This is a genomic window from Xanthomonas sacchari, from assembly GCF_024266585.1.
GTDB classification, from domain to species: Bacteria; Pseudomonadota; Gammaproteobacteria; order Xanthomonadales; family Xanthomonadaceae; genus Xanthomonas_A; species Xanthomonas_A sacchari_C.
This window is the reverse complement of the sequence record NZ_CP100647.1, coordinates 1,595,495-1,619,933: the sequence shown is the minus strand read 5'-3', so window position 1 is coordinate 1,619,933 and position 24,439 is coordinate 1,595,495. Positions and strand designations below refer to the sequence as shown.

Here is a 24,439-nt window from a genome sequence, read left to right as displayed (position 1 = left end):
GGCGGCACGCTCCGCCCGCCGGCGGGCGCGCCGAATCCGGCACTCCCGCCGGGGCGCCGGATGCACGCACCGCGGCCCGGCTCACCGCCGTGCCCGCTCGGCGGCGGCCTGCGCATCGGCGCGCAGGCTGGCCAGCAACTGCTGCAGGTCGGCCGGCACCGCCGCGGTGGCGCGCACCGGCTCGCCGCTGAGCGGATGCTTGAACTCCAGGGTCTCGGCGTGCAGCGCCTGGCGCTTGAAGCCGCGCAGTTCGCCGATCAGTTCCTCGCTGGCGCCCTTGGGCAGCTTCAGCGGACCGCCGTACAGCGGGTCGCCGACGATCGGGTGCTTCAGGTGCGCCATGTGCACGCGGATCTGGTGGGTGCGGCCGGTCTCCAGGCGGCATTCCAGCGCGGTGTGGGCGCGGAAGCGCTCGCGCAGCCGGTAGTGGGTGACCGCGTCGCGGCCGTCCTCGCGCACCGCCATGCGCAGGCGGTCGCGCGGGTGGCGGTCGATCGGCGCGTTGGCGGTGCCGCCGGAGACCAGCGCCCCCACCACCACCGCCAGGTATTGCCGGTGCACGTCGCGCGCGGACAGCTGCGCGACCAGCGAGGTATGCGCCTGCAGGGTCCGCGCCACCACCATGGCGCCGCTGGTGTCCTTGTCCAGGCGGTGCACGATGCCGGCGCGCGGCAGCGCCGACAGTCCCGGGTCGCGGTACAGCAAGGCGTTGACCAGGGTGCCGCTGGGATTGCCGGCGCCCGGGTGCACGACCAGCCCGGCCGGCTTGTTCAGCACGATGACCTGGTCGTCCTCGTACAGCACCTCCAGCGGGATGTCCTCGGGCAGGGCGTGGGTCTGGGTGTCCAGCACCGCGTGCAGGCTGGCGATCTCGCCGCCGCGCAGCGGGTCGCGCGGCCGCGCCGGCGCGCCGTCGAGCAGGGCGTCGCCGGACTTGATCCATTCGGCCAGGCGCGAACGCGAGTATTCGGGGAACAGTTCGGCCAGCACCGCGTCGAAACGGCGGCCGGCGGCGTGGTCGGGGACGCGCGCCTGGCGCGGGCCGTCGCTGACGGCGTCCTCGGGGAGGTCCGGGGGGGTATTGGGCATGGCAGGGGCACGGCTTGGGTCGGAAAAGGGGGTCGCGGCGGCCGTAGTCAGTCGCAGGACAGGCCACTAGGCTATCATCGCCCCTTCGTATTCCTGCCCTGCCGCGCCCGAACCCATGATCCGACGCTCCGTCCCGCTGTCCGCGCACGTCCGTTTCATCGCCCTGCTGCTGGTCACGCTGGTCGTGGCGACGGGTTGCCACCGTCAGAAGAAGAACCCCGAGGAAGGCATGCCGGTGGAGCAGCTCTACCAGAAGGCGCATGCGCAGATGGAGAGCGGCAACTGGGCCGGCGCCGAGAGCAGCTTCAAGCGGCTGATCGCGCAGTACCCGTACGGCAACTACACCGAGCAGGCGATGATCGAGAGCGCCTACGCCCAGTACAAGGCCGGCAAGCACGACGACGCGGTGTCGACCATCGACCGCTTCATCCGCACCTACCCGACCCAGCGCAACATCGCCTACATGTACTACCTGCGCGGACTGTCCAACTCCAACCGCGACACGGTGTTCCTGCGCCGGGTGTGGTCGCTGGACCCCAGCCGCCGCGACCTGTCCACTCCGCAGCAGGCCTACGCCGACTTCAACACCGTCGCCGAGCGCTACCCGAACAGCCGCTACGCCGCCGACGCGCGCGAGCGCATGATCGCCCTGCGCAACGTGTTCGCCCAGCACGAGCTGGACAACGCGCTGTACTACCTGCGCCGCGACGCCTGGGTGTCGGCCGCCTCGCGCGCCACCTACCTGCTGGAGACCTACCCGCAGAGCGCGTACCAGTACGACGCGGTGGCGGTGCTGGCCGACGCCTACACCCACCTGGGCAACAAGACCCTGGCCGCCGATGCGCGCCGCGTGCTGGAGCTCAACGACCCGCAGCATCCGTGGCTGACCGGCAACTGGCCGAAGTACCCGTGGATGATCCGCAAGCTCAACCCGTTCGCCGGCGAGAAGTCCGCCGCCACCGGGCAGTCCAATTCGCAGATGCAGCGCTGATCCACCGCGCCCGCAGGCTGCACACCGACAGGGGCCGCAAGGCCCCTGTCGCGTTCTGGAGGGGCATCACCGCGGCCCAACCCTCCCCCGCAACGGCGGGCCGATCCGGGCCGGCACACGGCGGCGGGTGTCGCGCGGCAGCGCCGGGCCTGGCGGGCGCCGTGGACTGCGATGCAGCCCCCAGTCCGGGCGATCGTCGGCCAGGCCGATGCGCAGGCTTGCTAGGCTGCCCCACACCTCCCCTCCGTGCCGATCCGCTGGGACCCAGCCCCATGCCCATCCTGCGCCCGCTGCTGTGGTTGTTCGCCGCCGTCCTCGCCTCCGCCGCCGTCCCGGCCGCCGCGGCACCGGCCATCGTGTACGGGGTCAATGGCCACGACGGCCGCCAGGCCTACCCGCTCAGCCAGAGCGAGGAGGTGTTCCGCCTGCTCGACCAGCGCAACCTGCGCAGCTACCGGTTCGACGTGGACCCGCGCGACTTCACCGTGCTCGACCAACTCGTGCAACTCTCACGCAAGTACCACATCGCGCTGCGGCCGATGGTGTATCCGATGTCGCAGGAGATCGGCTACGCGCTGGCGCGGCGCTATGCCGGCGACATCAAGATCTGGGAGATCGGCAACGAGCAGGACCTGGATCGCGCCGCCGCCCCGGCGCGGATCGCGGCGATGACCACCATGTACCGCGGCATGAAGCAGGCCTCCGACGAGTTGGGCGCCAGCCTGCAGTTCACCATCAACATCACCGCCTGCAACAGCGACGACCATTCGGCCAACGCGCGCTGTCCCGGCGACCGCAACGGCTCGCTGTGGTTCCTGGAGCAGGCCAAGGCCGCCGGCTTCGATTTCGACCGGATCAGCTTCCACTACTACGCCTTCCACGGGGAACGCGGCTACTGGATGGACCTGTATCTCGGACAACTGCGCGCCGCCGCGCAGAAGTACGGCACCAAGGTGTACGTCAACGAGCTCAACTGCGCCGAGGTGTACACCGGCAACACCGATGGCGGCCATCCCGGCGACGGCGCCTGCTACGACAGCGTGGCGGAGCTGCTGCAGACGTTGCGCAGCGACTACGCCGACGTGGTCGCCGAGATCAATCTCTACGAACTGCTCGACCAGCCGGACCAGCAGGGCGCGGAGGCGCATTTCGGCCTGATGTACGACCTGAGCCGACCGAAACCGACCTTGGGCCTGCTGACCGACGCGGCCCGCTGAGCGGACCCTGTCTTCGCGCGGCGTGGTCGCCGCCTGCGGCTATGCTGCGGCGATGTTCGAACTGCATGGTGTCACCCGCCGCTATGGCGACACGCTGGCGCTGGACCGGGTCGATCTGCGCATCGCCCCGGGCCGCACCACTGCCCTGATCGGCCCCAGCGGCGCCGGCAAGTCCAGCGTGCTGCGCCTGCTGCTGGGCCTGGAATGGCCGGACGCCGGCGAAGTGCGCTTCCAGGGCGAGCCGCTGCGCCGCGCCACCCTGCTGGCGCAGCGCCGGCGCATCGGCTACGTGATCCAGGAGGGTGGCCTGTTCCCGCACCTGAGTGCGCGCGACAACGCCGCCTTGCTGGCGCGCACGCTGGGCTGGGCGCAGCCGCGCATCGCGGCGCGCCTGCACGAACTGGCTGCGCTGTGCCGCCTGCCGGAAGCGCTGCTGGCGCGTTACCCGGCCGAGCTGTCCGGCGGCCAGCGCCAGCGCGTGGGCCTGATCCGGGCGCTGTTGCTGGACCCGCCGGTGCTGCTGCTGGACGAGCCGCTGGGCGCGCTCGACCCGATCGTGCGCCACGAGTTGCAGACGCAGATGCGCGAGCTGTTCGCGCTACTCGGCAAGACCGTGGTGCTGGTGACCCACGATGTCGCCGAGGCCGCCTACCTCGGCGATACCCTGGTGCTGATGCGCGGCGGCCGCGTGCTGCAGGAAGGCAGCGCGCGCAGCCTGCTGGAGGCGCCGGCCGACCCTTTCGTGAGCCAGTTCCTGCATGCGCAGCGCAGCCTGGAGGAGGCGCGGTGACGGCGCCGGGCGCGCGCTGGCGCGCGATCGCGATGGCCGCGCTGGGCGGACTGGCCACGCTGCTGGGCCTGCCGGCCGCCGCCGAAGACGCCAAGGTGGTGGTCGGCTCGAAGAACTTCACCGAAGCGGTGGTGCTGGGCGAGATCGCCGCCGGCGCCGGGCGCCAGGCCGGGGTCGAGGTCGAGCACCGGCGCCAGCTCGGCGGCACCCGCATCCTGTGGCGCGCGCTGGAGCAAGGGTCGATCGACGCCTATGCCGAGTACACCGGCACCCTGGCCGCCGAGCTGCTGCAGATGCCGGGCGCCGACGACGCAGCCCTGCAGCGTGCGCTGGCGCAACGCGGCCTGGCGATGAGCGCGCCGCTAGGCTTCGACAACACCTATGCGTTCGGCATGCGCCGGCAACGCGCGCAGGCGCTGGGCATCGCGCGCCTGTCCGACCTGGCCGCGCATCCGACGCTCAAATTCGGGCTGAGCAACGAGTTCGTCTCGCGTGCCGACGGCTGGCCCGGCGTGCGCGCCGCCTACGGCCTGCCGCAGACGCCCACCGGCCTGGACCACGACCTCGCCTACCGCGCGCTGGACAGCGGCGCGATCGACCTCACCGACCTGTACAGCACCGACGCCGAAATCCCGGCGCACGACCTGTTGGTGCTGCAGGACGACAAGCACTACTTCCCGCGCTACGCCGCGGTGTTCCTGTACCGCGCCGACCTGGCGCAGCGCGCGCCGCGCTTCGTGCAGGCGCTGCAGGGACTGGGCGGGCGCATCGACGCGGCGACCATGCAACGGCTCAACGCCGAGGCCAAGCTCGACAAGCGCGCCGAGAGCGCGATCGCCGCGGACTGGCTGGGCATCGCCGCGCCGGCCCAGGACGGGCGCCTGCAGCGGCTGCTGCAGCGTACCCGCGAGCATCTGGCGCTGGTCGGGCTGTCGCTGGGCCTGGCCCTGCTGGTGGCGCTGCCGCTGGGCATTCTGGCCGCGCACCGGCCCCGGCTGGGCCAGGCGGTGCTGGCACTGACCGGCGTGCTGCAGACGCTGCCGTCGCTGGCGGTGTTCGTGTTCATGATCCCGCTGTTCGGCATCGGCGCCAAACCGGCGATCGCCGCGCTGTTCCTGTACAGCCTGCTGCCGATCGTGCGCAACACGCATGCCGGGCTCACCGGCATCGCCCGCGAGCTGCGCGAGACCGCCGCCGCGCTCGGCCTGCCGCCGGGCACCCGGCTATGGCGGATCGAACTGCCGCTGGCGCTGCGCACCATCCTCGCCGGCATCAAGATCGCGGCGGTGATCAACGTCGGCACCGCGACCCTGGGCGCGCTGATCGGCGCCGGCGGCTATGGCCAGCCGATCCTCACCGGCATCCGCCTGGACGATCTCGGCCTGATCCTGGAAGGCGCGGTGCCGGCCGCGCTGCTGGCACTGCTGGTGCAGGGCCTGTTCGAACTGTTGGAGCGGGTGCTGACCCCGCGCGGGTTGCGCCTGGCGGCGCGGCGGTGAAGCCGCCGCCACACGTCTGGCGGCACGCGTTCGGCCAACCATCCGGCAACGGCAGGCAGCCTCGCGGACGGAGCGTTTGGTCGCGACAGCATGCGGCTGTGTCCGCTTGTCGGGGCTGAAGCCCCTTCCACACTGCGCGTGGAGCACCTCTACCGATCCGCTCTCGCCACACCGCACCGGACACAGATTCCGCTGTAGGAGCGGCTTCAGCCGCGACAGGCGTCCCCGCCCGGTGCCGCCCGTCGCGGCTGAAGCCGCTCCTACGGGACGCTTCGCGCACTGCCTGCGTCACGGCGCACGACATCACACACGCCGACGGCTGCCGCGAACGACGCCAACGCCACCACGCCGTCAGCGAGATTTCCGTCGCACAGGAAAACCCGAACGCAACCGCCGCACGCGTCGCCCTCTTCAGGCACGCGCCGCAGCCAGCATCTCCTGCGCCAGGCCGCGCATCGCCTCCGGCGTCAATTGCAGGTACGGCGCAATGCGCAAGGCGCCGTGCCGATGCGTGCAGACGACCTGCGCGTGCTGCAGCCACCGCAGCAACGCCGGCATCGTCGACGCCGGTGGATGCAACGCGTAAACGTGCGGCGCGTGCCCGGGCGCGATCCAGTCGCCCGCTCCCAGCGTCCGCAGTTCCGCATCGAACGCGGCGCCGAGTTCGCCAAGCCGCTGCGCGATGCGTGCCGGCTGCCACTGCTGCAGTTGCTGCAGCGCCGCGTCGGCCATCGCCAGGCGCAGCGGATCGGCGACGCCGCCGGCATCGAAGCGGCGCGCGCCGTTGCGGTAGGGCGGCGGCGCTTCGGCCGGAAACTGCCAGTCGCCGCCCGGGTCGCGCGCCTGCCAGTGCTGCTCGAACGGCACGCCGTGCGCGCGCCAGTGCGGCGACGCCCACAACCACGCCAGCCCCATCGGCCCGAGCAGCCACTTGTGCCCGACCGAGACCACGAAGTCCGGCCGCCAGGCGTCCAGCCGCACCGGCAGCACGCCCAGGCTCTGGCTCAGGTCCAGCACCAGCATCGCGCCGGCCGCATGCACCCGCGGCGCGATGCGGTCCAGATCCAGCAGGCGGCCATCGCGCCAGTAGGCATTGGGCAGGGTCGCCACGCGCACGCGCGGTTGCGCGTCGAGCGTGGCCAGCACCGCGTCGGTCCAGTCCTGGCCCGGCGCCGGCCGCACCACCGCAAGGTGCGCGCCGCTCTCGGCACAACGTTGCTGCCAGGCCAGCAGGTTGGACGGGAACTGGCCGTCGAGCAGCAGCACCGCATCGCCCGGCGCCAACGGCACCTGCCGCGCCGCGATGGCCAGGCCGTAGGCGGCCGACGGCACCATCGCCACGCCTTCACTGTCGCCACCGAACAGGGTGTCCGCCGCCAGCGCACGCAAGTCCTCGATCTGCGCGCGCCAGGCATCGAAGGACAGCGTCCACGGCGTGATCGACGCGGCCAGCGCCGCCTGCCCGGCGGCCAGTACCCGATGCAGGCGCGGCCCCTTGCTGGCGGTGTCCAGGTAGCGCACCCCGGCCGGCAACGCGAACGCATCCGCCGCGGCGTCGAGGTCGACCAACTCCCCGGCGGAAGCCGTGTTGGCGTCGGGGCGTAAGGCGGTCGTAGACATGTGCCTAGGGTAACGCCGCGGACCGCGACGCGTGACGGTCCGTTCACGCCGGACCGCTAAGACTGGGTCGATGCAAGCGATCTCTCCGGCGTCACCGCCTTCGCCCATCGCGTCCGCTGCGACGCTGGCGGACCGCCTGCGCCGCGTGCGCGCCCGCAGCCGTCATCTCGCCGCGCCATTGAGCGAAGAAGACGCGATGGTGCAGAGCATGGACGACGCCAGTCCGGCCAAATGGCACCTGGCGCACACCACCTGGTTCTTCGAGCGTTTCGTGCTCGGCGCCGATCCGGAGTACCGCGCGCGCGATCCGCAGTGGGACTACCTGTTCAACAGCTACTACCAGAGCATCGGCCCGGCGCACGCGCGCCCGCACCGCGGCCTGCTGTCGCGGCCATCGCTGGCGAAGGTGCTGGACTACCGCACGGAGATCGAAACGCGCGTGCTGGCGCAGTTGCAGGCCGGCACCCTGGCGCCGCAGACGCTGCAGATCCTGGAGCTGGGCCTGCAGCACGAGCAGCAGCACCAGGAACTGCTGCTGACCGACATCAAGCACGCGTTCTGGCGCAATCCGCTGGGCCCGGCGTATCGCACTGACCTGGCGACGCAGCGCGCGCCGGCGTCCGCGCTGCGCTGGCTGCAGCGCGACGAGCAGATCAGCGAGATCGGTGCCGCGCCGTGGCCGGCGCATGCCGGCTTCGCCTACGACAACGAATCGCCGCGGCATCGCGTGCTGGTGCCGGCGCATGCGCTGGCCAGCCGCCCGGTGAGCAATGCCGAGTACGCCGAGTTCATCGCCGACGGCGGCTACCGCTCGGTCGGCCTGTGGCTCAGCGACGGCTGGGCACGGCGCTGCGCCGAGGACTGGCAGCGCCCGCTGTACTGGCATGCCGATGGCGTGCGCGAATTCACCCTCGGCGGCTGGCGCAAACGCGATCCGCATGCGCCGGTGTGCCATCTCAGCCTGTTCGAGGCCGACGCCTACGCGCGCTGGGCCGGCGCGCGCCTGCCGACCGAAGCGGAGTGGGAACAGGCGGCCACCGGCGTCGCCATCGCCGGCAACTTCGTCGAGACCGATGCGCTGCACCCGCAGCCGGCGGCGCCGGCCGATGCCGGCCTGCAACAGCTGTTCGGCGACGTCTGGGAATGGACCGGCAGCGCCTACCTGCCCTACCCCGGCTTCCGCCCGTGGTCGGGCACGCTGGGCGAATACAACGGCAAGTTCATGAACGCGCAGTGGGTGTTGCGCGGCGGCAGTTGCGCCACGCCGCACGATCACCTGCGCGCCAGCTACCGCAACTTCTTCCCCTCCGATGCGCGGTGGCAGTTCGCCGGCGTGCGCCTGGCCAAGGATCCCGCATGAATGCCGCAACCGCCCGTGCCCTGACCGAAGCCGCCCTCACCGACCTGCATCCGCAGGCCGACGACATCGCCGCCGACGCGATCGCCGGGCTGTCGCGCAGCCCCAAGCAGCTGCCGTCCAAGTATTTCTACGACGCCGAAGGCTCGCGCCTGTTCGAGGCGATCACCCGCCAGCCCGAGTACTACCTGACCCGCACCGAGCTGGACCTGCTGGAAGCGCGCATGCCGTCGATCGCGCAGGCGGTGGGCACGGGCGCGCACGTGGTCGAGCTGGGCAGCGGCAGCGGGCGCAAGACCCAGTTGCTGCTGGATGGGCTGCGCATGCCGGTGGCCTACACGCCCATCGAGATTTCCCGCGACATGCTGATGTCCAGCACCACGCGGCTGGCCGAGCGCTTCCCGCACATCCAGATGCTGCCGGTGTGCGCCGACTTCACCGCGCCGGTGGCGCTGCCGGCGCCGCAGCGCGGCGCACGCCGCACCCTGGTGTTCTTCCCCGGCTCGACCCTGGGCAACTTCACCCGCGAGGACGGCATCGCCCTGCTGCGCTCGATGCGCCAGACCATGGGCGCGGACGGCTGCGCGCTGATCGGCATCGACCTGGTCAAGGACACGGCGCTGCTGGAGGCAGCCTACAACGATGCCGCCGGGGTCACCGCCGCGTTCACCCTGAATCTGCTGCGCCGGCTCAACCGCGAGATCGGCAGCGACTTCGACCTGGCGCAGTTCCGCCATCGGGCCGTCTACTCCGAGGCGCGCCAGCGCATCGAGACCTTCCTGGTCAGCCAGTGCGCGCAGCAGGTGCACGTGGCCGGGCAGCGCTTCGATTTCGCCGACGGCGAAGCGATGCAGGTCGAGTACAGCCACAAGTACACCGACCAGAACTTCGCGGCGATGGCCGCCGAGGCCGGCTTGCGGGTCAGCCATGGCTGGAACGCGCAGGACGATGCGTTCGGGCTGCGGTTGCTGCAGAGCGGGGACACAGTGCCCGGGGCCAGGGACCCGGAAAAGTCGTAATCCTGCAAAATGCGGGACGCCATGATGGTGTCCGCAGCAAAATCGCTATCAAGCGATTTTTTGTGGGAGGGGCTTCAGCCCCGACAGGCTTTCCCGGTAAAGCCCGTCGGGACTGAAGTCCCTCCCACAGTGCAATCGCAACCGCCTTGCACTCGCGGGAAAATCGCGGGTCCCGGCTCCCGAGTCCATCAACCCTGGTAGCCGTTGCTGATCGGATAGCGCCGCTCGCGCCCGAAGGCGCGGCGCGACACCTTCGGCCCCGGCGCGGCCTGGTGCCGCTTCCACTCGCTGATGCGCACCAGCCGCACCACCCGGTCGACCACCTCGGCGGCATAGCCGGCAGCGACGATCTCGTCGCGCGACTCCTCCTGGTCGACGTAGCGGTACAGGATGCCGTCGAGCACATCGTAGGGCGGCAACGAATCCTGGTCGGTCTGGTTGGCGCGCAGTTCCGCCGAGGGCGGCCGCGCGATCACCGCGGGCGGGATCACCGGCGCGCCACCGACGGTGTTGCGCCATTTCGCCAGGCCGAACACCTCGGTCTTGTACAGGTCCTTCAGCGGCGCGTAGCCGCCGCACATGTCGCCGTAGATGGTGGCATAGCCCACCGCGTACTCGCTCTTGTTGCCGGTGGTCAGCAACAGGCCGCCGAACTTGTTGGCCAGCGCCATCAGGATCACGCCGCGGCTGCGCGACTGCAGGTTCTCCTCGGTGACGTCGGGCTCGGTGCCGGCAAACAGCGGACCGAGCGCGCGCAGCAGTCCTTCGAACGCCGGCTCGATCGCCACCGTCTCCAGCGTCACGCCCAGCGTGCGGCACTGCTCGGCGGCCAGGTCGTTGGACAGGTCGGCGGTGTAGCGCGACGGCAAGCGCACCGCGGTGACGTTGTCCGCGCCCAGCGCATCCACCGCCATCGCCAGCACCAGCGCCGAATCGATGCCGCCGGACAGGCCCAGCCACACCTTGGAAAAGCGGTTCTTGGCGCAGTAGTCCTGCAACCCGCGCACCACCGCGCGCCAGGCCAGCGCATCCATGCTCTCGTCGCCGTCGTCGATCCAGCGCAACGGCGCGAAACGGCGTGCGGCGGTGTCGTAGTCCACCACCAGCCACTGGTCGGTGAAGGCCGCCGCGGCCGGATGCACGGTGCCGTCGCCGTCGGCCACCACCGAGGCGCCGTCGAACACCAGCGCATCCTGGCCGCCGACCACGTTGAGATAGGCCAGCGCCGCGCCGCTCTCGCGGCTGCGCTCGGCCAGCAAGGCATCGCGCTGCGCATGCTTGCCGCGCTCGTAGGGCGAGGCGTTGGGCACCAGCACCAGTTCCGCGCCGGCGCGCACGGTCGCCGCCAGCGGCTCCGGGAACCACAGGTCCTCGCAGATCACCAGGCCCACCGGCGTGCCCTTGACCTCGAACACGCAGTGTTCCCCGTCCGGGTCCACGTCGAAATAGCGGCGCTCGTCGAACACCGCGTAGTTGGGCAGTTCGCGCTTGCGGTAGGTGCGCTCGATGCGGCCGCCGCGCAGCACGCTGGCGGCGTTGTAGACCACGCTGCCGGCGCTCTGCGGCCAGCCGACCACCGCGACGATGCCGCGCACCTGCGCGGCGATGCGCTGCACCGCGCGCTCGCAGTCGGCCAGGAAGCCCGGCCGCAGCAGCAGGTCCTCCGGCGGATAGCCGCTGACCGCCAGCTCCGGGAACAGCACCACGTCGGCGCCGTACTCGTCGCGCGCCTCCTCGAGCAAGGCGATGATCCGGTCGGTGTTCTGGGCCACGGCACCGACCGGGAAATCGAACTGGGCCATGGCGAGGCGGAGGGAAGAAGGCATGGACAACCTTGCAGAAGCGGGAGGGGAACGCAGTGCGCAGTGTAGCGCCGCACCGCGGCAGGCGATCCGGTCCGCCCACCCACCTCATGATGTGCCGGTCAGCGGATGGATGCACCGTGGGAGGGACTTCCGTCCGACTGGCGCCGAAGCCAACCACTGACAGACTCCGCGTCGCGACCGAAGTCGCTCCCACAAGGAGCGGCATCCCAAGTGCTGGCTAGGTGCGCTGTCGGCGGGGCTTCAGGGCACTCGACCAACTTGCGTTTGCCGCGGCTCAGCGGGACATGCCGTTACCGCGCGTAACAGCGGCGTCAGCCGCGACGAGCATTCCCGATAACGCCATCGCAGCTGATCCACAAAAGAGACCTTGGCCCACTCCTGCGAAAGCGTGTGCGTGCGTTTGGAAGCGATCGCCGCAGGCCGCCGTTCAGCGCTGACCTTGGCGTGCCTTCGATTTCCGACTGCACTGGCCGGACTGCACCGCGAAACACGGGTGCGGTGCCGCCGACACCAGCAGCAGCGGCTCCCGACCATGCCTGGCGTACTGCAGAGCATCCCCCGTCACGGTTGCAGCCGCTCCCACAGGAAGACGACACAGCAACGGAAGACGACATGCTGACCAAGCGCTGTGGGAGGGACTTCAGTCCCGACTGCATCAATCCCGAAGCGCCGGCCAACCACCACCATGTGCTTCAGCGGGCGCCAGCACCAGCCCGCGCGCGGCGCCGCCGGCGCCAACGGCGCACCAGCAGCACCACTCCCGTGCCAAGCCCCAGCGCGGCGGCGCCCAGCAGCGCCATGCGCACGCCGACGCCATGCTGGAACACGACCTCCTGGCCATCGCCCTCCAGCGTGTAGGCGACCAGGTAGTCGCCCATCGTGCCCAGGCCCTCGCGACCGCCGGCGGCGATCACCACGTACTGGCGCCCGTTCACCGCGTACACCGAGGGCGTCGCCTGCCCGCCAGCCGGCAGCTTGGCCTCCCACAGGGTCTTGCCGGTGGCGCTGTCGAGCGCGCGCAGCCGTGCATCGGCCGCGGCGGCGACGAAGGTGAGCCCGCTGGCGGTGCTCACCGCGCCACCGAGCAGCGGCGTGCCCACCTCCAGCGGCAGCCACGGCAGGCGGTCTTCCAGCGTGCCCAACGGCCGCTCCCAGGCGACCTTGCGGGTGCGCAGGTCCACCGCCACCAGCCGTCCCCACGGCGGACGCACGCAGGGAATGCCGTCCGCCGCGGCCAGCACGCCGCGGCGCATGCCGAACGGCGTGCCCTTCATGTCGTTGAACTCCTGGCCCGGGTAACGCGCGCTGTCCTTCCAGTCGAACTGCGCACGCGGGATCAGGGTGATCTGCATTGGCAGGTCGGACACCGGCATGATCGCCAGTTGCCGCTGCGGATCCACCGCAATGCCGCCCCAGTTGACGCCGCCGGCCCAGCCCGGCGAGACGACGCTGCCGCGCACGCTGGGCGGGGTGAAAATGCCTTCCGAGCGCATCCCGGCGATCAGCGCCGCGCACTGGCGGCGCGCGGCCGGGGTCACGCCCCAGGCATCGGCAGGGGTGATCGGCGCATGCCGCGCCAGGCGCAGCGCCGGTTCGGGCATCGGCTGGGTCGGCGACGCGCGTTCGCCCGGCACGTCCGAGGCCGGCACCGGCACTTCGCTGATCGGGAACAGCGGCGTGCCGTCGCGGCGATCGAAGGCGAACAGGAAGCCGGTCTTGGTCGCCTGCAGCACCGCCGCGCGCGGCCCGTGTGCGGTCTGCAGCGTGGTCAGGACCGGCTGCGAGGCCAGGTCGTAGTCCCACAGGTCGTGGTGCACCAGTTGCTGCGCCCACACCCGGCGCCCGCTGTGGAGGTCCAGCGCCACCAGCGAATTGGTATCGCGGTTGTCGCCGAGGCGCTCGCCGCCGTAGTAATCGGGGCTGGCCGAGCCGGTCGGCACGTAGACCAGGCCCAGCGCCGGATCCACCGCCAGCGGCGCCCAGGCATTGCCGCCGCCGACCGTCGCCGCTTGCTCCGGCTGCCAGCCCGCGGCGGTGGCCTTGGCCGGATCGCGCGGCACCGGATCCCAGCGCCACAGCTCGCGGCCGCTGCGCGCGTCGTAGCCGCGCACCACGCCCTGCTCCAGGGTGTGCGCGCGGTTGTCGCCGATCGAACTGCCGACCACCAGCACGTCGCCGGCCACCACCGGCGGCGAGGTCACGGCATAGTTGGCCCAACTGTCGCGCGGGTCGTCCTGCAGGTTGATGCCGGCCTTGAGATCGACGCTGCCGCCCTGGCCGAATCCGGCGCACGGGCGCCCGTCGGCCGCATCCAGCGCGATCAGCCGCGCATCCAGAGTGCCGAACACGATGCGCTCGCGGCACGCCCCGGCCGCGGCCTGCGCGTCGCGCCAGACACTCACCCCGCGCGAGGCCGGGTCGCTGTAGCGCTTGCCGCGCGCGACCTTGGCATCGAACGACCACAGTTCGCGGCCGCTGGCCGCATCCAGGGCAAAGGCGATGCCGGTGCCGGTGGTGAGGTACATGCGCCCACCCAGCACCAGCGGATTGGCCTCGAAACGGCGCCGCTGCGGATCGGGCAGGCCGGCGCCGAGTTCGCCGGTGCGGAACGACCAGGCGATGCGCAGGCGTCCGACATTCTCCGGTGTGATCTGGGTCAGCGGCGAATACTGCCCGCCGCCGGGCGCGCCGGCGTAACTGGCCCAATCGCCCGGTGCCGCCGCGCAGAGCCCTCCAATGCCCATCGCCACGCCCGCCCCGCATACCGCTGCCCGCCATCGCCTGATCACGCATCCGCTCCTGTCGCTGCCGAAAGTGGCGTGCAGTCTCGGTCTTACCGCGGCGCGCCGCTGCGCCGCAGGGACGGAACCGGCCATGTCAGTGACCAAGTGCGGGACCATGGGGACGAGCGGCGTCGCCGCCGGCAGCGGGAGCGCGCCAGCCAGGACGCCCGACCACGGCCCCGACCACGGCGTTGATTGGCTCTGCGCGGGCAACGCGGTAGTGTCCAGCCAGCCCGGCCGACCAGGAGCGCGACGCGATGCTGACACGATGGAGGCTTGCCCTCGGCAAGCTCAGCAAACGGATGTGGTTTCGTTCCACGCTCTACGGCGCACTCGGCGTCATCACGGCCCTGGCCGGCGCCTTCCTGAAGTTCCTGATTCCGCACACCCTGGCCACGCGGATCGGGGCGGATTCGGTCGGCAATATCCTCGCCATCCTGGCCGCCTCGATGCTGACGGTGACCACGTTCTCCCTGTCCACCATGGTCTCGGCCTACGCCTCGGCCTCGAACAGCGCCACCCCGCGTGCCGCGCGCCTGCTGATCGAGGATACCCGCGCCCAAGGCGCGCTGGCGACCTTCATCGGCGCGTTCCTGTTTTCGATCGTCGGATTGATCGCCCTGAGTACTGGCCTCTATGGGGAAGGCGGTCGGCTGGTGCTGTTCGGCGCCACCATCGCGGTGATCGTCCTGATCACCGTGACCTTGCTGCGCTCCATCGAGCAGTTCTCGCGCTTCGGCCGGCTCGGCGAAACCATCGACCTGGTGGAATTGGCCACCCGCGATGCGATGCGTCGCCGCGCCCAAGACCCGCTGTTGGGAGCGGCGCCAGGCGCGCACCCGCTTCCCGATGAGGCCCAGCGCCTGTACAGCGAACAGGTCGGTTACGTGGAGCATCTGGATGTGGCCCGATTGGACGCGATCGCCGCCGAACACGCATTGACCATCTACGTGCTTTGCCAGCCCGGCACCTTCGCCACGCCGCAGCGCCCCATCCTGGCCGTGGCGGGCCGGACGGATGCGGCCCTGCTCGGCCGGCTACGCGCGGCGGTCAGCGTGAGCGAGGCACGCAGCGTCGAGCACGATCCGCGCTATGGCCTGGTCATCCTGGCGGAAATCGCCCAGCGCTCGATGTCGGCGGCGATCAACGATCCCGGCACCTGCATCGACGTGATCGGGACCTGTGTGCGACTGCTGTGCGGCTGGGCGCACAAGCGTGCGCGCACCCCAGCACCGGAGATCCGCTACCCGCACGTCCGGGTGGCGCCGCTGTCGGAACGGGACATGGTCGAGGACGCGTTCGCCCCCATCGCCCGCGACGCTGCCGGCGCACTGGAGGTCAACATTCAGCTGCAGAAGGCATTCGCGGCAGTCGCGCGGGCGGACTCGCCCGAGATGCGCGAGGCGGCGCTGATGCTGGCGCAGCAGTCGCTGCAGCGGGGGCTGCAAACGCTACGCTTCGGCCCGGACCAGGAGGCCCTGCGCGCGGCGGCGCTTTCGGAAAACGGCATCGCCTCCGCCTCCACCCCCGCCTGAGCGAAGCGCCGGTCGGCGCAGCTCCTTTCGCCTCGATGGCAGCCGCTGCGCTGGCGTTGACGGGGCCGCGCGGCATGCTGCCGCGTTGGTCCATCGAAGCGCATACACCATCCCGGTACAAAAAAAGCCCCGCTCGCGCGGGGCTCTCTTGCCAGACCGCGCAGCGTGGCGCCAAGGCGCCACACTGCCGTTGGCGTTACTTACTTCACCAGCGAGGCGATCGCCGCACCCAGGTCGCCCGGCGAGCGGACGGTCTTGACGCCAGCGGCTTCCATCGCCGCGAACTTGCCCTCGGCCGTGCCCTTGCCGCCCGAGGCGATCGCACCGGCGTGGCCCATGCGCTTGCCGGCCGGCGCCGAAGCACCGGCGATGAAGCCGACCACCGGCTTCTTGACATGCTTGGCGATGTACTCGGCACCGGCTTCCTCGGCGTCGCCGCCGATTTCGCCGACCATGATGATGCCTTCGGTCTGCGGATCCTCGTTGAACAGCTTGAGGCAGTCGACGAAGTTCAGGCCGTTGATCGGGTCGCCGCCGATGCCGATGCAGGTGGACTGGCCCAGGCCGACTTCCGTGGTCTGCTTGACCGCTTCATAGGTCAGCGTGCCCGAACGCGAGACGATGCCGATCTTGCCGGGCTTGTGGATGTGGCCCGGCATGATGCCGATCTTGCACTCGCCCGGGGTGATCACGCCGGGGCAGTTAGGCCCGATCAGCACGGTGTCCGGATGCGAACGGGTCAGCACGTTCTTGACGCGCAGCATGTCCAGCACCGGGATGCCTTCGGTAATGCAGACGATGACCTTGATGCCGGCCGCAGCCGCTTCCAGGATCGCGTCGGCCGCGAACGGCGGCGGCACGTAGATCACCGAGGCATCGGCGCCCGTGCTCTGCACGGCATCGGCCACGGTGTTGAACACCGGCAGGTCGATGTGGGTGGTGCCGCCCTTGCCCGGCGTGACACCGCCGACGACCTGGGTGCCGTACTCGATCATCTGGGTGGCGTGGAAGGTGCCCTGCTGGCCGGTGAAGCCCTGCACGATCACCTTGGTGTTCTTGTTAATCAAAACAGACATTGGAGTTCCTTGGTGTCGTGGATCAGGCGGCGTTCTTGACAGCTTCAACGACCTTCTTGGCGCCGTCGTTGATGTTGTCGGCCGGGATGATGGCCATGCCGCTGTCGCGCAGCAGCTGCTTGCCTTCTTCCACGTTGGTGCCTTCCAGGCGCACCACGACCGGAACCTTGACGCCCACTTCCTTGACCGCCGCGATGATGCCCTCGGCGATCATGTCGCAGCGGACGATGCCACCGAAGATGTTGACGAAGATGCCTTCGACCTTGTCCGAGGACAGGATCAGCTTGAACGCCTCGATCACGCGCTGCTTGTTGGCGCCGCCGCCAACGTCGAGGAAGTTCGCCGGCTCGCCGCCGTTGAGCTTGATCACGTCCATGGTCGCCATGGCCAGACCGGCGCCATTGACCATGCAACCGATGTTGCCGTCCATGGTGACGTAGTTGATGTCCAGCTCCGAAGCGGTCACTTCGGTCTCGTCTTCCTGGGACTTGTCGCGCATGGCGACCAGTTCCTTGTGGCGGAAGTTGGCGTTGTCGTCGCTGTTGAACTTGCCGTCCAGCGCGTAGAGGTTGCCGTCGTCCAGGATCGCCAGCGGATTGATCTCCACCAGCGCCAGGTCCTTCTCGTTGAAGATGCGGTACAGGTTGACCATGATGCTGGCGAACTGGCCGGCCTGCTTGGCGGTCAGGCCCATCTTGAAGCCGATGTCGCGGCCGTGGTAACCCTGCACGCCCTCGACGAAGTCGACGTTGAGCGTGTGGATCTTGTCCGGGGTCTCGGCGGCGACCTGTTCGATCTCCATGCCGCCCTCGGAGGAGGCGATGTAGCTGATGGTGCGGGTGCCGCGGTCGACCAGCACCGACAGGTACAGCTCCTTGACGATCTCACCGGCGGTGGTCACCAGCACCAGGTTGATCGGCAGCTCGACGCCGGCGGTCTGGTAGGTCGCCATCTTCGTACCGAGCAGCTTCTCAGCGACGGCCTTCACATCGTCGGTGGTCTTGCAGAACTTGACGCCGCCTGCCTTGCCGCGGCCACCTGCGTGGATCTGCGCCTTGACCATCCAAGGGCCAGCGCCCAGCGACTTGGCGGCTTCAACCGCTTCTTCCGGAGTCGCCGCGACCTTGCCGGCCGGGACCGGGATGCCGTACTCGGCAAGCAGTTGTTTTGCCTGATATTCGTGGAAATTCATGCGTCACCGTGGGAAAAGGAACGGCCGTCCCGCAGCGATCCGGGCCCTGAGTGGCGGCCGGGAGCGGTACGGACGGGACGCCTATTGTCGCTGACGCGGGGCGGCGGCGCAAAAGCGCCGACGGTCCGGCCCGGCTGCGGCCTCCGGGGAGGTCCGCGGTGGCGCCACCGGGTGGAGCCGGCAGCAGACCGCACGCGCCCTGCCGCGCTCGCTCTTGCTTCCCCTTGCCCTGTCCGGGCGCCGGACCGCCAGCGGCGACAATCGCGGTTTCCCCGTCGTGGGCGACGACGGCCCAGGCAGGTCGCAGCCGACCCGGCGGCCATCCACGTACACGGCACCGCCCCTATACTCGCGCCGTCCGCTGCCCGCCCGGAGTCCGGCTTGCCCACCAGCGCCTCGCTCATCGACCGCATCGAGTCCATTCCGCGCCGCGAGCTGTACTTCTTCGCGCTGTACCGGGTGCTGGTGGCCGGGCTGATCGCGGCCCTGGTGTTCAGCCCGCTCGGCGTGCTGGTCGGCGAGCCGCGCTACCCGCAACTGGCCAACACCCTGTCCACTGCCTACCTGGCGGTGGCGCTGGCGCTGCTGGTGTGGGGGCGCAACGAGGCGCATCTGGCGCCGATCGTCGGTTTCAGCGCCGTCGCCGACATCGTCGCCGCCACCCTGGCCGCGCACGCCCTGCCCGCCGCCAGCGCCGGCATCGCGATGATGCTGCTGTTCAACGTCGCCGCCGCGGCGATGCTGCTGCGCCTGCGCAGCGGCCTCGCCATCGCCCTGATCGCCTCGGCGGCGACGCTGGCCGAATACGTCTGGAGCGTGCTGGACGGCGCCGACAACACCCGCAGCCTGGCCGAACTGGCGATGTTCGCCACCAGCTATCTGGCAGTGGCCTACATCTGCAATGGCCTCGGCCAGCGCGCGCGCGCCAGCCAGCACCTGGCCGAACGCCGCGGCGCCGAGGTCGCCAATCTCTACGAAATCAACGAACTGATCATCCGCCGCATGCGCACCGGGGTGCTGGTGGTGGACGCGCAGAACCGGGTGACCCTGGCCAACGAAGCCGCTTCGGCCCTGCTCGGCGACACCGACGGCAACAGCGGCAGCGGCCGGCTCGACCTGCTCAGCGCCGCGCCGGAGCTGGCCCGGCGCCTGCAGCGCTGGCGCAACGGCTGGAACCAGGACGAAAGCCCGCTGCAGCTGTCGCCGGACCAGCCGGAGGTGCAACCGCGCTTCGCCCGGCTGCTGGCCGAGGGCGACCTCACGCTGGTGTTCCTCGACGACGCCACGGTGGTGTCGCGGCGCGCCGAATCGCTGACCCTGTCGGCGCTGGGCCGCTTCTCGGCCAGCCTGGCCCACGAGATCCGCAACCCGCTGGCCGCGATCAACTACGCCTCGCAACTGCTGGAGGAATCGCCGGCGATCGGCGATGCCGACCGCCGCCTGCTGCAGATCATCCACCAGCAGTGCCAGCGCACCAACGGCATCGTCGAGAGCGTGCTCGGCCTGGCCCGACGCGAGCGCTCCAATCCGGAGAACCTGGACCTGGGCGCGTTCGTGCGCCGTTTCGTCCAGGAGTACCGGCAGACCCTGTCGATCGAGACCGACAGCCTCGAGGCGATCCTCGCCCCGCAGCCGGTGCACGCGCTGGTCGATCCCAAGCACCTGCACCAGATCCTCAGCGCGCTGGTGCACAACGCGCTCAAGTACGGGCGGGTGATGGAGGAACCGGCGCGGGTACGCCTGCGCGTGGCGCTGCAGGAGCGCAACGCCATCGTCGACGTGATGGACCGCGGCCCCGGCATCCCCGAGGCGGTGGCGGCGCAGCTGTTCCGACCGTTCTTCACCACCTCCGAGCACGGCACCGGGCTGGGCCTGTACATCGCCCGCGAGCTGTGCCGGGCCAACCAGGCGCGGCTGGAGTACGTGCCGGTGCCGGCCGGCGGCGCCTGCTTCCGCGTCGCCCTGCCCGGGCCGCACACCATGCTCAGCGGCTGACAGGTGAGAATCGCTCCGCCAACGCGCGGCCGCCGCCGGTAAATTGGCGCATGTCCCGGTTCCTAGGCTATCTTTCCTGCGCATGAACGAAACCCGAAGCGCCCTGGTCGTCGACGACGAGCGCGACATCCGCGAGTTGCTGGTCCTGACCCTGGGCCGGATGGGCCTGCGCATCAGCACCGCCGCCAACCTCGCCGAAGCGCGCGAACTGCTGGCGAGCAACCCCTACGACCTGTGCATCACCGACATGCGCCTGCCCGACGGCAACGGCATCGAGCTGGTCAGCGAGATCGCACGACACTACCCGCGCACGCCGGTGGCGATGATCACCGCCTTCGGCAGCATGGACCTGGCGGTGGAGGCGCTGAAGGCCGGCGCCTTCGACTTCGTCAGCAAGCCGGTGGACATCCAGGTGCTGCGTGGCCTGGTCAAGCATGCGCTGGAACTCAACAACGAAAGCCGCGCCGCGCCGCCGCAGCCGGCCCCGGAACAGGCCAGCCGCCTGCTTGGCGCCTCGGCGGCGATGGACGCGCTGCGTAGCACCATCGCCAAGGTCGCCCGCAACCAGGCACCGGTCTACATCCTCGGCGAATCCGGCGTGGGCAAGGAACTGGTCGCGCGTACGATCCACGAACAGGGCGCCCGCGCCGCCGGGCCCTTCGTGCCGGTGAACTGCGGCGCCATCCCCGCGGAACTGATGGAAAGCGAGTTCTTCGGCCACAAGAAGGGCAGCTTCACCGGCGCCCATGCCGACCAGGCCGGCCTGTTCCAGGCCGCGCACGGCGGCACCCTGTTCCTTGACGAGGTCGCCGAACTGCCGCTGCCGATGCAGGTCAAGCTGCTGCGTGCCATCCAGGAGAAATCGGTGCGCCCGGTCGGCGCCGCCACCGAAGTGCCGGTGGACGTGCGCATCCTCTCGGCCACGCACAAGGACCTGGCCGACCTGGTCGCCGAGGGCCGCTTCCGCCACGACCTGTACTACCGGATCAACGTCATCGAACTGCGCGTGCCGCCGCTGCGCGAGCGCGGCGGCGACCTGCCGCAACTGGCCGCGGCGATCCTGGCGCGGCTGGCCAAGAGCCACGGCCGCCCCACCCCGCTGCTGTCGCCCTCGGCGCTGGACGCCCTGAGCAGCTACGCCTTCCCCGGCAACGTGCGCGAACTGGAGAACATCCTCGAGCGCGCCCTGGCGATGGCCGAGGACGACCAGATCAGCGCCGCCGACCTGCGTCTGCCGCAACCCGGCAACCACGCCCGCAGCGCCGCCGAGGCCGCCCCGGCGCTGCCGCGCGGCGTGGTCGACATCGACCCCAGCTCCTCCGCACTGCCGTCCTACATCGAACAACTCGAACGCGCCGCGATCCAGAAGGCACTGGAAGAGAACCGCTGGAACAAGACCCGCACCGCCGCGCAGTTGGGCATCACCTTTCGGGCGCTGCGCTACAAGCTGAAGAAGTTGGGGATGGAGTAGAAGGGCCGGGAATGGGGAATCGGGATTGGGGAATCGGGAAAACCGCTTTCCCGGCTGCTCCCGGTCCCTCGTCAGACAGCGTGATGTGGCCGGGTGGTGTGCCGTTGGGCCGCAACCAGCGTGTCCCGCCCTGCGCTACACGTCGAGAAGCGTGGGAACAGGGCTTGGACTACTAAGAGCAGAGCGACAGGGATGGGAAACGCCGCTTTTCCCATTCCCCAATCCCGATTCCCCGCTCCCAGCTCTTCAATCCTTCGTCACCCGATTGATCTCGGCCAAACTGGTGATGCCGTTGCGGGCCTTGAGCAGGGCCGACTGGCGCAGGTCGCGGACGCCGATCTTCTGCGCGGCGCTGGCGATGTCCATCGCGTTGCCGCCCTGCAGCACGATCGCCGCGATCTCGTCGTTCATCGGCATGACCTGGTAGATGCCGGTCCGGCCCTTGTAGCCCTCGGTGCACTCGTCGCAGCCGACCGCCTCGTACAGCTGGATGCCGGCGGCGATCTCCGCCTCGGTGAAGCCCTCGGCCAGCAAGGCCTTCTCCGGCAACTGGACCGGGCGCTTGCAGTTGTTGCATAGGCGTCGCGCCAGGCGCTGGGCGATGACCAGGGTCACCGAACTGGTGATGTTGTAGGGCGCGATGCCCATGTTCATCAGGCGCGCGATGGTCTGCGGCGCGTCGTTGGTGTGCAGGGTGGACAGCACCATGTGGCCGGTCTGCGCCGCCTTGATCGCGATCTCGGCGGTCTCCAGGTCGCGAATTTCGCCGACCATGATGATGTCCGGATCCTGGCGCAGGAATGAGCGCAGCGCCGCGGCGAAGGTCATGCCGCGCTTGTTGTTCTGCTGGACCTGGTTGACCCCGGGCAGGCGGATTTCGACCGGATCCTCGGCGGTGGAGATGTTGCGGGTGTCGTCGTTGAGGATGCCCAGCGCGGTGTACAGCGACACCGTCTTGCCCGAGCCGGTGGGGCCGGTGACCAGGACCATGCCGTACGGCTTGTGGATCGCATCCAGGAACAGTTTCTGCTGCTCGGGCTCGTAGCCGAGCTTGTCGATGCCCAGCTTGGCTGCGCTGCCGTCGAGGATACGCAGCACGATCTTCTCGCCGAACAGCGTCGGCAGCGTGCTGACGCGGAAATCGATCTGCTTGTTCTTGGACAGGTTGAGCTTGATGCGGCCGTCCTGCGGCACCCGCTTCTCGGCGATGTCCAGCTGCGCCATCACCTTGAGGCGCGCGGCGATGCGCTGGTTGAGCTTGACCGGCGCCTTGGCCACGCTCTTGAGCAGGCCGTCGATACGCAGGCGCACCCGGTAGTCGTCTTCGTAGGGCTCGAAATGGATGTCGGAGGCGCCACGGCGGATCGCATCGACCAGCACCTTGTTCACGAACTTGACGACCGGGGTGTCTTCGCCCTTGGCATCGATGCCGGTGTCGCCGCTGCTCCCCCCACCCATGTCCTCGTCGCCGCCGCCGACATCGAGGTTGTCCATGCCCTCGTCGTCGCCCAAGGCACTGCCGAGCGAATCGTTGCTGGCCTGCCACTGTTCCAAGGTGCGGCGGATCTGGTCCTCATCGACCAGGATGGCCTCGACCGTCAGGTTGGTGTGGAACTTGATGTCGTCCAGCGCCCGCGTCTGGGTCGGGTTGCTGATGCCGACGAACAGGCGCGTGCCGCGCTTGAACAGCGGCAGCACCTGGTACTTCTGCAGCAACTCCTCGCTGACCAGCTTCATCGCATTCTGGCTGGCGTCGAAAACCGAGACATCCATCAACGGCATGCCGAACTCGACCGCATTGGCGGCGGCCAGCTGCGCGGCGGTGACCAGCTTCTTCTCGGAGAACCACTGCGGCAGCGGCACCTTGGCCTCGGCCGCCTGGGCCATCGCGGTCCGCGCTGCGGCCTCCTCCAACACCCCGTCTTGGACGAGGCGACGGGCGATACCGGTGATGCCGACAAGGTTGGCCGATACAGCTGCGTTCATGTCCGAATTCTCCGTGCCTGACGGCAAAGATACTGCATATCCGGCAAGATGCACCCACTGCCATCATCGCGGGAGGACATGAATCCCGCGGTGACTAGGACTACCATAGCCAGCGGGGAAAAGGGACCGATCAGTGGACAGAATCAGCATTATCCTGCCGGCCAAGAACGAGGTTGCAGGATTGGCCCGAACGCTGCCGAAGCTGCGCGACTGCATGCCGGAGGCGGAGATCATTGTCGTTGATGACGGGTCCACCGATGCCACCGCCCAAATCGCACGCGAGCATGGGGCGCGTGTACTCGGCAGCCCCTACTCCATGGGCAATGGCGCTGCAATCAAACGCGGCGCGCGCGCAGCGAACGGCGACATCCTGGTGTTCATGGATGCGGACGGACAACACGACCCCCAAGACATCCCCAAGCTCCTGGCGATGCTCGATGCGGGCTACGACATGGTCGTTGGGGCACGCGACCGCAGTGGGCAGGCCAGCGTTCACCGCGGCTTCGCCAACCGCTTCTACAACTGGCTAGCAAGCCGCATGACCGGCTTCCAGGTCAAGGATCTCACCTCGGGCTTTCGCGCCGTCCGCGCGGAAAGATTTCGAGAATTCCTGCACCTGCTCCCCAACGGCTTCAGCTACCCCACCACCAGCACCATGGCCTTCTTCCGGAGCGCTTATCCCGTTGCGTATGTTCCAATCCCAGTGGCAAAACGCGTCGGCACGGGAAGTCATATCCGACCACTGAAAGACGGCATCCGTTTTCTGCTCATCATTTTCAAGATTGCAACGCTGTACTCGCCCCTGAAACTATTCGTTCCAGTGTCCATCGCGTTCTTCGTCACTGGACTGGCCTACTACGGCTACACATTCGCGACGATGCACCGTTTCACCAACATGAGCACACTATTGTTCAGCGCAGCCGTAATCGTTTTTCTGATCGGGCTGATCTCAGAACAAATCACCAATTTGACCTACCGCCGCGATCATTGATG

General features: G+C 69.5%; 17 protein-coding genes. 10 read left to right on the top strand and 7 right to left on the bottom strand.

Translation table 11 applies throughout. The features are described 5' to 3' along the window. Positions 1 to 81 precede the first annotated feature (81 nt). Positions 82 to 1,089, bottom strand: coding sequence for a 23S rRNA pseudouridine(1911/1915/1917) synthase RluD (rluD, locus tag NKJ47_RS06595; protein WP_254460699.1), 1,008 nt, complete (start codon positions 1,087 to 1,089; stop codon positions 82 to 84). Positions 1,090 to 1,204: 115 nt separating this feature from the next. On the opposite strand from rluD, the gene NKJ47_RS06590 reads away from it, so the two are divergent. From NKJ47_RS06590 to NKJ47_RS06575, 4 genes are all read left to right on the top strand, one after another. After that, positions 1,205 to 2,080, top strand: a complete 876-nt coding sequence (locus tag NKJ47_RS06590) for an outer membrane protein assembly factor BamD (RefSeq protein WP_019797124.1) — start codon at positions 1,205 to 1,207, stop codon at positions 2,078 to 2,080. Positions 2,081 to 2,352: 272 nt separating this feature from the next. Then, on the top strand, positions 2,353 to 3,297 hold the full coding sequence (locus NKJ47_RS06585; RefSeq protein WP_254460698.1) for a hypothetical protein: 945 nt from the start codon (positions 2,353 to 2,355) through the stop codon (positions 3,295 to 3,297). 52 nt (positions 3,298 to 3,349) lie between these two features. After that, positions 3,350 to 4,087: an ATP-binding cassette domain-containing protein gene (locus NKJ47_RS06580; protein ID WP_254460697.1), complete on the top strand. Its 738-nt coding sequence runs from the start codon at positions 3,350 to 3,352 to the stop codon at positions 4,085 to 4,087. 32 nt (positions 4,088 to 4,119) lie between these two features. Continuing rightward, positions 4,120 to 5,586, top strand: a complete 1,467-nt coding sequence (locus NKJ47_RS06575; RefSeq protein WP_254461356.1) for a glycine betaine ABC transporter substrate-binding protein — start codon at positions 4,120 to 4,122, stop codon at positions 5,584 to 5,586. A gap of 411 nt (positions 5,587 to 5,997) precedes the next feature. Here the strand turns inward: NKJ47_RS06575 and NKJ47_RS06570 are convergent, their stop codons facing one another. Continuing rightward, complete coding sequence (locus NKJ47_RS06570) at positions 5,998 to 7,206, bottom strand: aminotransferase class V-fold PLP-dependent enzyme (protein ID WP_254460696.1); 1,209 nt, start codon at positions 7,204 to 7,206, stop codon at positions 5,998 to 6,000. Positions 7,207 to 7,276: 70 nt separating this feature from the next. Between NKJ47_RS06570 and egtB the strand changes: the two genes are divergently transcribed. Both egtB and egtD read left to right on the top strand, forming a co-directional pair. After that, positions 7,277 to 8,566 (top strand): ergothioneine biosynthesis protein EgtB, encoded by a 1,290-nt coding sequence (gene egtB / locus NKJ47_RS06565; RefSeq protein WP_254460695.1) that lies wholly within the window; start codon positions 7,277 to 7,279, stop codon positions 8,564 to 8,566. Next, the gene (gene egtD / locus NKJ47_RS06560) at positions 8,563 to 9,582 is read left to right on the top strand and encodes an L-histidine N(alpha)-methyltransferase (RefSeq protein ID WP_254460694.1); all 1,020 of its coding nucleotides are present in this window, start codon (positions 8,563 to 8,565) and stop codon (positions 9,580 to 9,582) included. The genes egtB and egtD overlap by 4 nt, the downstream gene beginning before the upstream one ends. A gap of 188 nt (positions 9,583 to 9,770) precedes the next feature. Here the strand turns inward: egtD and NKJ47_RS06555 are convergent, their stop codons facing one another. Then, the gene (locus NKJ47_RS06555; protein ID WP_254460693.1) at positions 9,771 to 11,408 is read right to left on the bottom strand and encodes an NAD+ synthase; all 1,638 of its coding nucleotides are present in this window, start codon (positions 11,406 to 11,408) and stop codon (positions 9,771 to 9,773) included. 692 nt (positions 11,409 to 12,100) lie between these two features. Beyond that, entirely contained in the window at positions 12,101 to 14,197 is a 2,097-nt protein-coding gene (locus tag NKJ47_RS06550; protein ID WP_254460692.1) for a pyrroloquinoline quinone-dependent dehydrogenase, read from the bottom strand. Between the two features lie 251 nt (positions 14,198 to 14,448). On the opposite strand from NKJ47_RS06550, the gene NKJ47_RS06545 reads away from it, so the two are divergent. Beyond that, positions 14,449 to 15,726, top strand: coding sequence for a DUF2254 domain-containing protein (locus tag NKJ47_RS06545; protein WP_254460691.1), 1,278 nt, complete (start codon positions 14,449 to 14,451; stop codon positions 15,724 to 15,726). Positions 15,727 to 15,926: 200 nt separating this feature from the next. Here NKJ47_RS06545 and sucD read toward each other — a convergent pair whose 3' ends face one another. Both sucD and sucC read right to left on the bottom strand, forming a co-directional pair. Then, positions 15,927 to 16,802, bottom strand: a complete 876-nt coding sequence (gene sucD, locus NKJ47_RS06540; protein WP_010342226.1) for a succinate--CoA ligase subunit alpha — start codon at positions 16,800 to 16,802, stop codon at positions 15,927 to 15,929. A gap of 22 nt (positions 16,803 to 16,824) precedes the next feature. Beyond that, complete coding sequence (sucC, locus tag NKJ47_RS06535) at positions 16,825 to 17,994, bottom strand: ADP-forming succinate--CoA ligase subunit beta (RefSeq protein ID WP_010342227.1); 1,170 nt, start codon at positions 17,992 to 17,994, stop codon at positions 16,825 to 16,827. Between the two features lie 381 nt (positions 17,995 to 18,375). On the opposite strand from sucC, the gene NKJ47_RS06530 reads away from it, so the two are divergent. Together NKJ47_RS06530 and NKJ47_RS06525 are read left to right on the top strand one after the other, a co-directional pair. Next, complete coding sequence (locus tag NKJ47_RS06530; RefSeq protein WP_254460690.1) at positions 18,376 to 19,989, top strand: sensor histidine kinase; 1,614 nt, start codon at positions 18,376 to 18,378, stop codon at positions 19,987 to 19,989. Between the two features lie 82 nt (positions 19,990 to 20,071). Beyond that, positions 20,072 to 21,460 (top strand): sigma-54-dependent transcriptional regulator, encoded by a 1,389-nt coding sequence (locus NKJ47_RS06525; RefSeq protein ID WP_254460689.1) that lies wholly within the window; start codon positions 20,072 to 20,074, stop codon positions 21,458 to 21,460. 246 nt (positions 21,461 to 21,706) lie between these two features. Here NKJ47_RS06525 and pilB read toward each other — a convergent pair whose 3' ends face one another. Beyond that, the gene (pilB, locus tag NKJ47_RS06520) at positions 21,707 to 23,446 is read right to left on the bottom strand and encodes a type IV-A pilus assembly ATPase PilB (RefSeq protein ID WP_254460688.1); all 1,740 of its coding nucleotides are present in this window, start codon (positions 23,444 to 23,446) and stop codon (positions 21,707 to 21,709) included. A gap of 133 nt (positions 23,447 to 23,579) precedes the next feature. On the opposite strand from pilB, the gene NKJ47_RS06515 reads away from it, so the two are divergent. After that, positions 23,580 to 24,437 (top strand): glycosyltransferase family 2 protein, encoded by an 858-nt coding sequence (locus NKJ47_RS06515; protein WP_254460687.1) that lies wholly within the window; start codon positions 23,580 to 23,582, stop codon positions 24,435 to 24,437. Positions 24,438 to 24,439: the final 2 nt, after the last annotated feature.

What these genes read in the sequence shown, in the direction of transcription:
- rluD (WP_254460699.1), bottom strand. Translation starts at nt 1,089, where the DNA reads ATGCCCAATACCCCCCCGGACCTCCCCGAGGACGCCGTCAGCGACGGC.
- NKJ47_RS06545 (WP_254460691.1), top strand. Translation starts at nt 14,449, where the DNA reads ATGCTGACACGATGGAGGCTTGCCCTCGGCAAGCTCAGCAAACGGATG.
- sucC (WP_010342227.1), bottom strand. Translation starts at nt 17,994, where the DNA reads ATGAATTTCCACGAATATCAGGCAAAACAACTGCTTGCCGAGTACGGC.
- sucD (WP_010342226.1), bottom strand. Translation starts at nt 16,802, where the DNA reads ATGTCTGTTTTGATTAACAAGAACACCAAGGTGATCGTGCAGGGCTTC.
- egtD (WP_254460694.1), top strand. Translation starts at nt 8,563, where the DNA reads ATGAATGCCGCAACCGCCCGTGCCCTGACCGAAGCCGCCCTCACCGAC.
- NKJ47_RS06525 (WP_254460689.1), top strand. Translation starts at nt 20,072, where the DNA reads ATGAACGAAACCCGAAGCGCCCTGGTCGTCGACGACGAGCGCGACATC.
- NKJ47_RS06580 (WP_254460697.1), top strand. Translation starts at nt 3,350, where the DNA reads ATGTTCGAACTGCATGGTGTCACCCGCCGCTATGGCGACACGCTGGCG.
- NKJ47_RS06585 (WP_254460698.1), top strand. Translation starts at nt 2,353, where the DNA reads ATGCCCATCCTGCGCCCGCTGCTGTGGTTGTTCGCCGCCGTCCTCGCC.
- NKJ47_RS06590 (WP_019797124.1), top strand. Translation starts at nt 1,205, where the DNA reads ATGATCCGACGCTCCGTCCCGCTGTCCGCGCACGTCCGTTTCATCGCC.
- pilB (WP_254460688.1), bottom strand. Translation starts at nt 23,446, where the DNA reads ATGAACGCAGCTGTATCGGCCAACCTTGTCGGCATCACCGGTATCGCC.
- egtB (WP_254460695.1), top strand. Translation starts at nt 7,277, where the DNA reads ATGCAAGCGATCTCTCCGGCGTCACCGCCTTCGCCCATCGCGTCCGCT.
- NKJ47_RS06555 (WP_254460693.1), bottom strand. Translation starts at nt 11,408, where the DNA reads ATGCCTTCTTCCCTCCGCCTCGCCATGGCCCAGTTCGATTTCCCGGTC.
- NKJ47_RS06570 (WP_254460696.1), bottom strand. Translation starts at nt 7,206, where the DNA reads ATGTCTACGACCGCCTTACGCCCCGACGCCAACACGGCTTCCGCCGGG.
- NKJ47_RS06575 (WP_254461356.1), top strand. Translation starts at nt 4,120, where the DNA reads ATGGCCGCGCTGGGCGGACTGGCCACGCTGCTGGGCCTGCCGGCCGCC.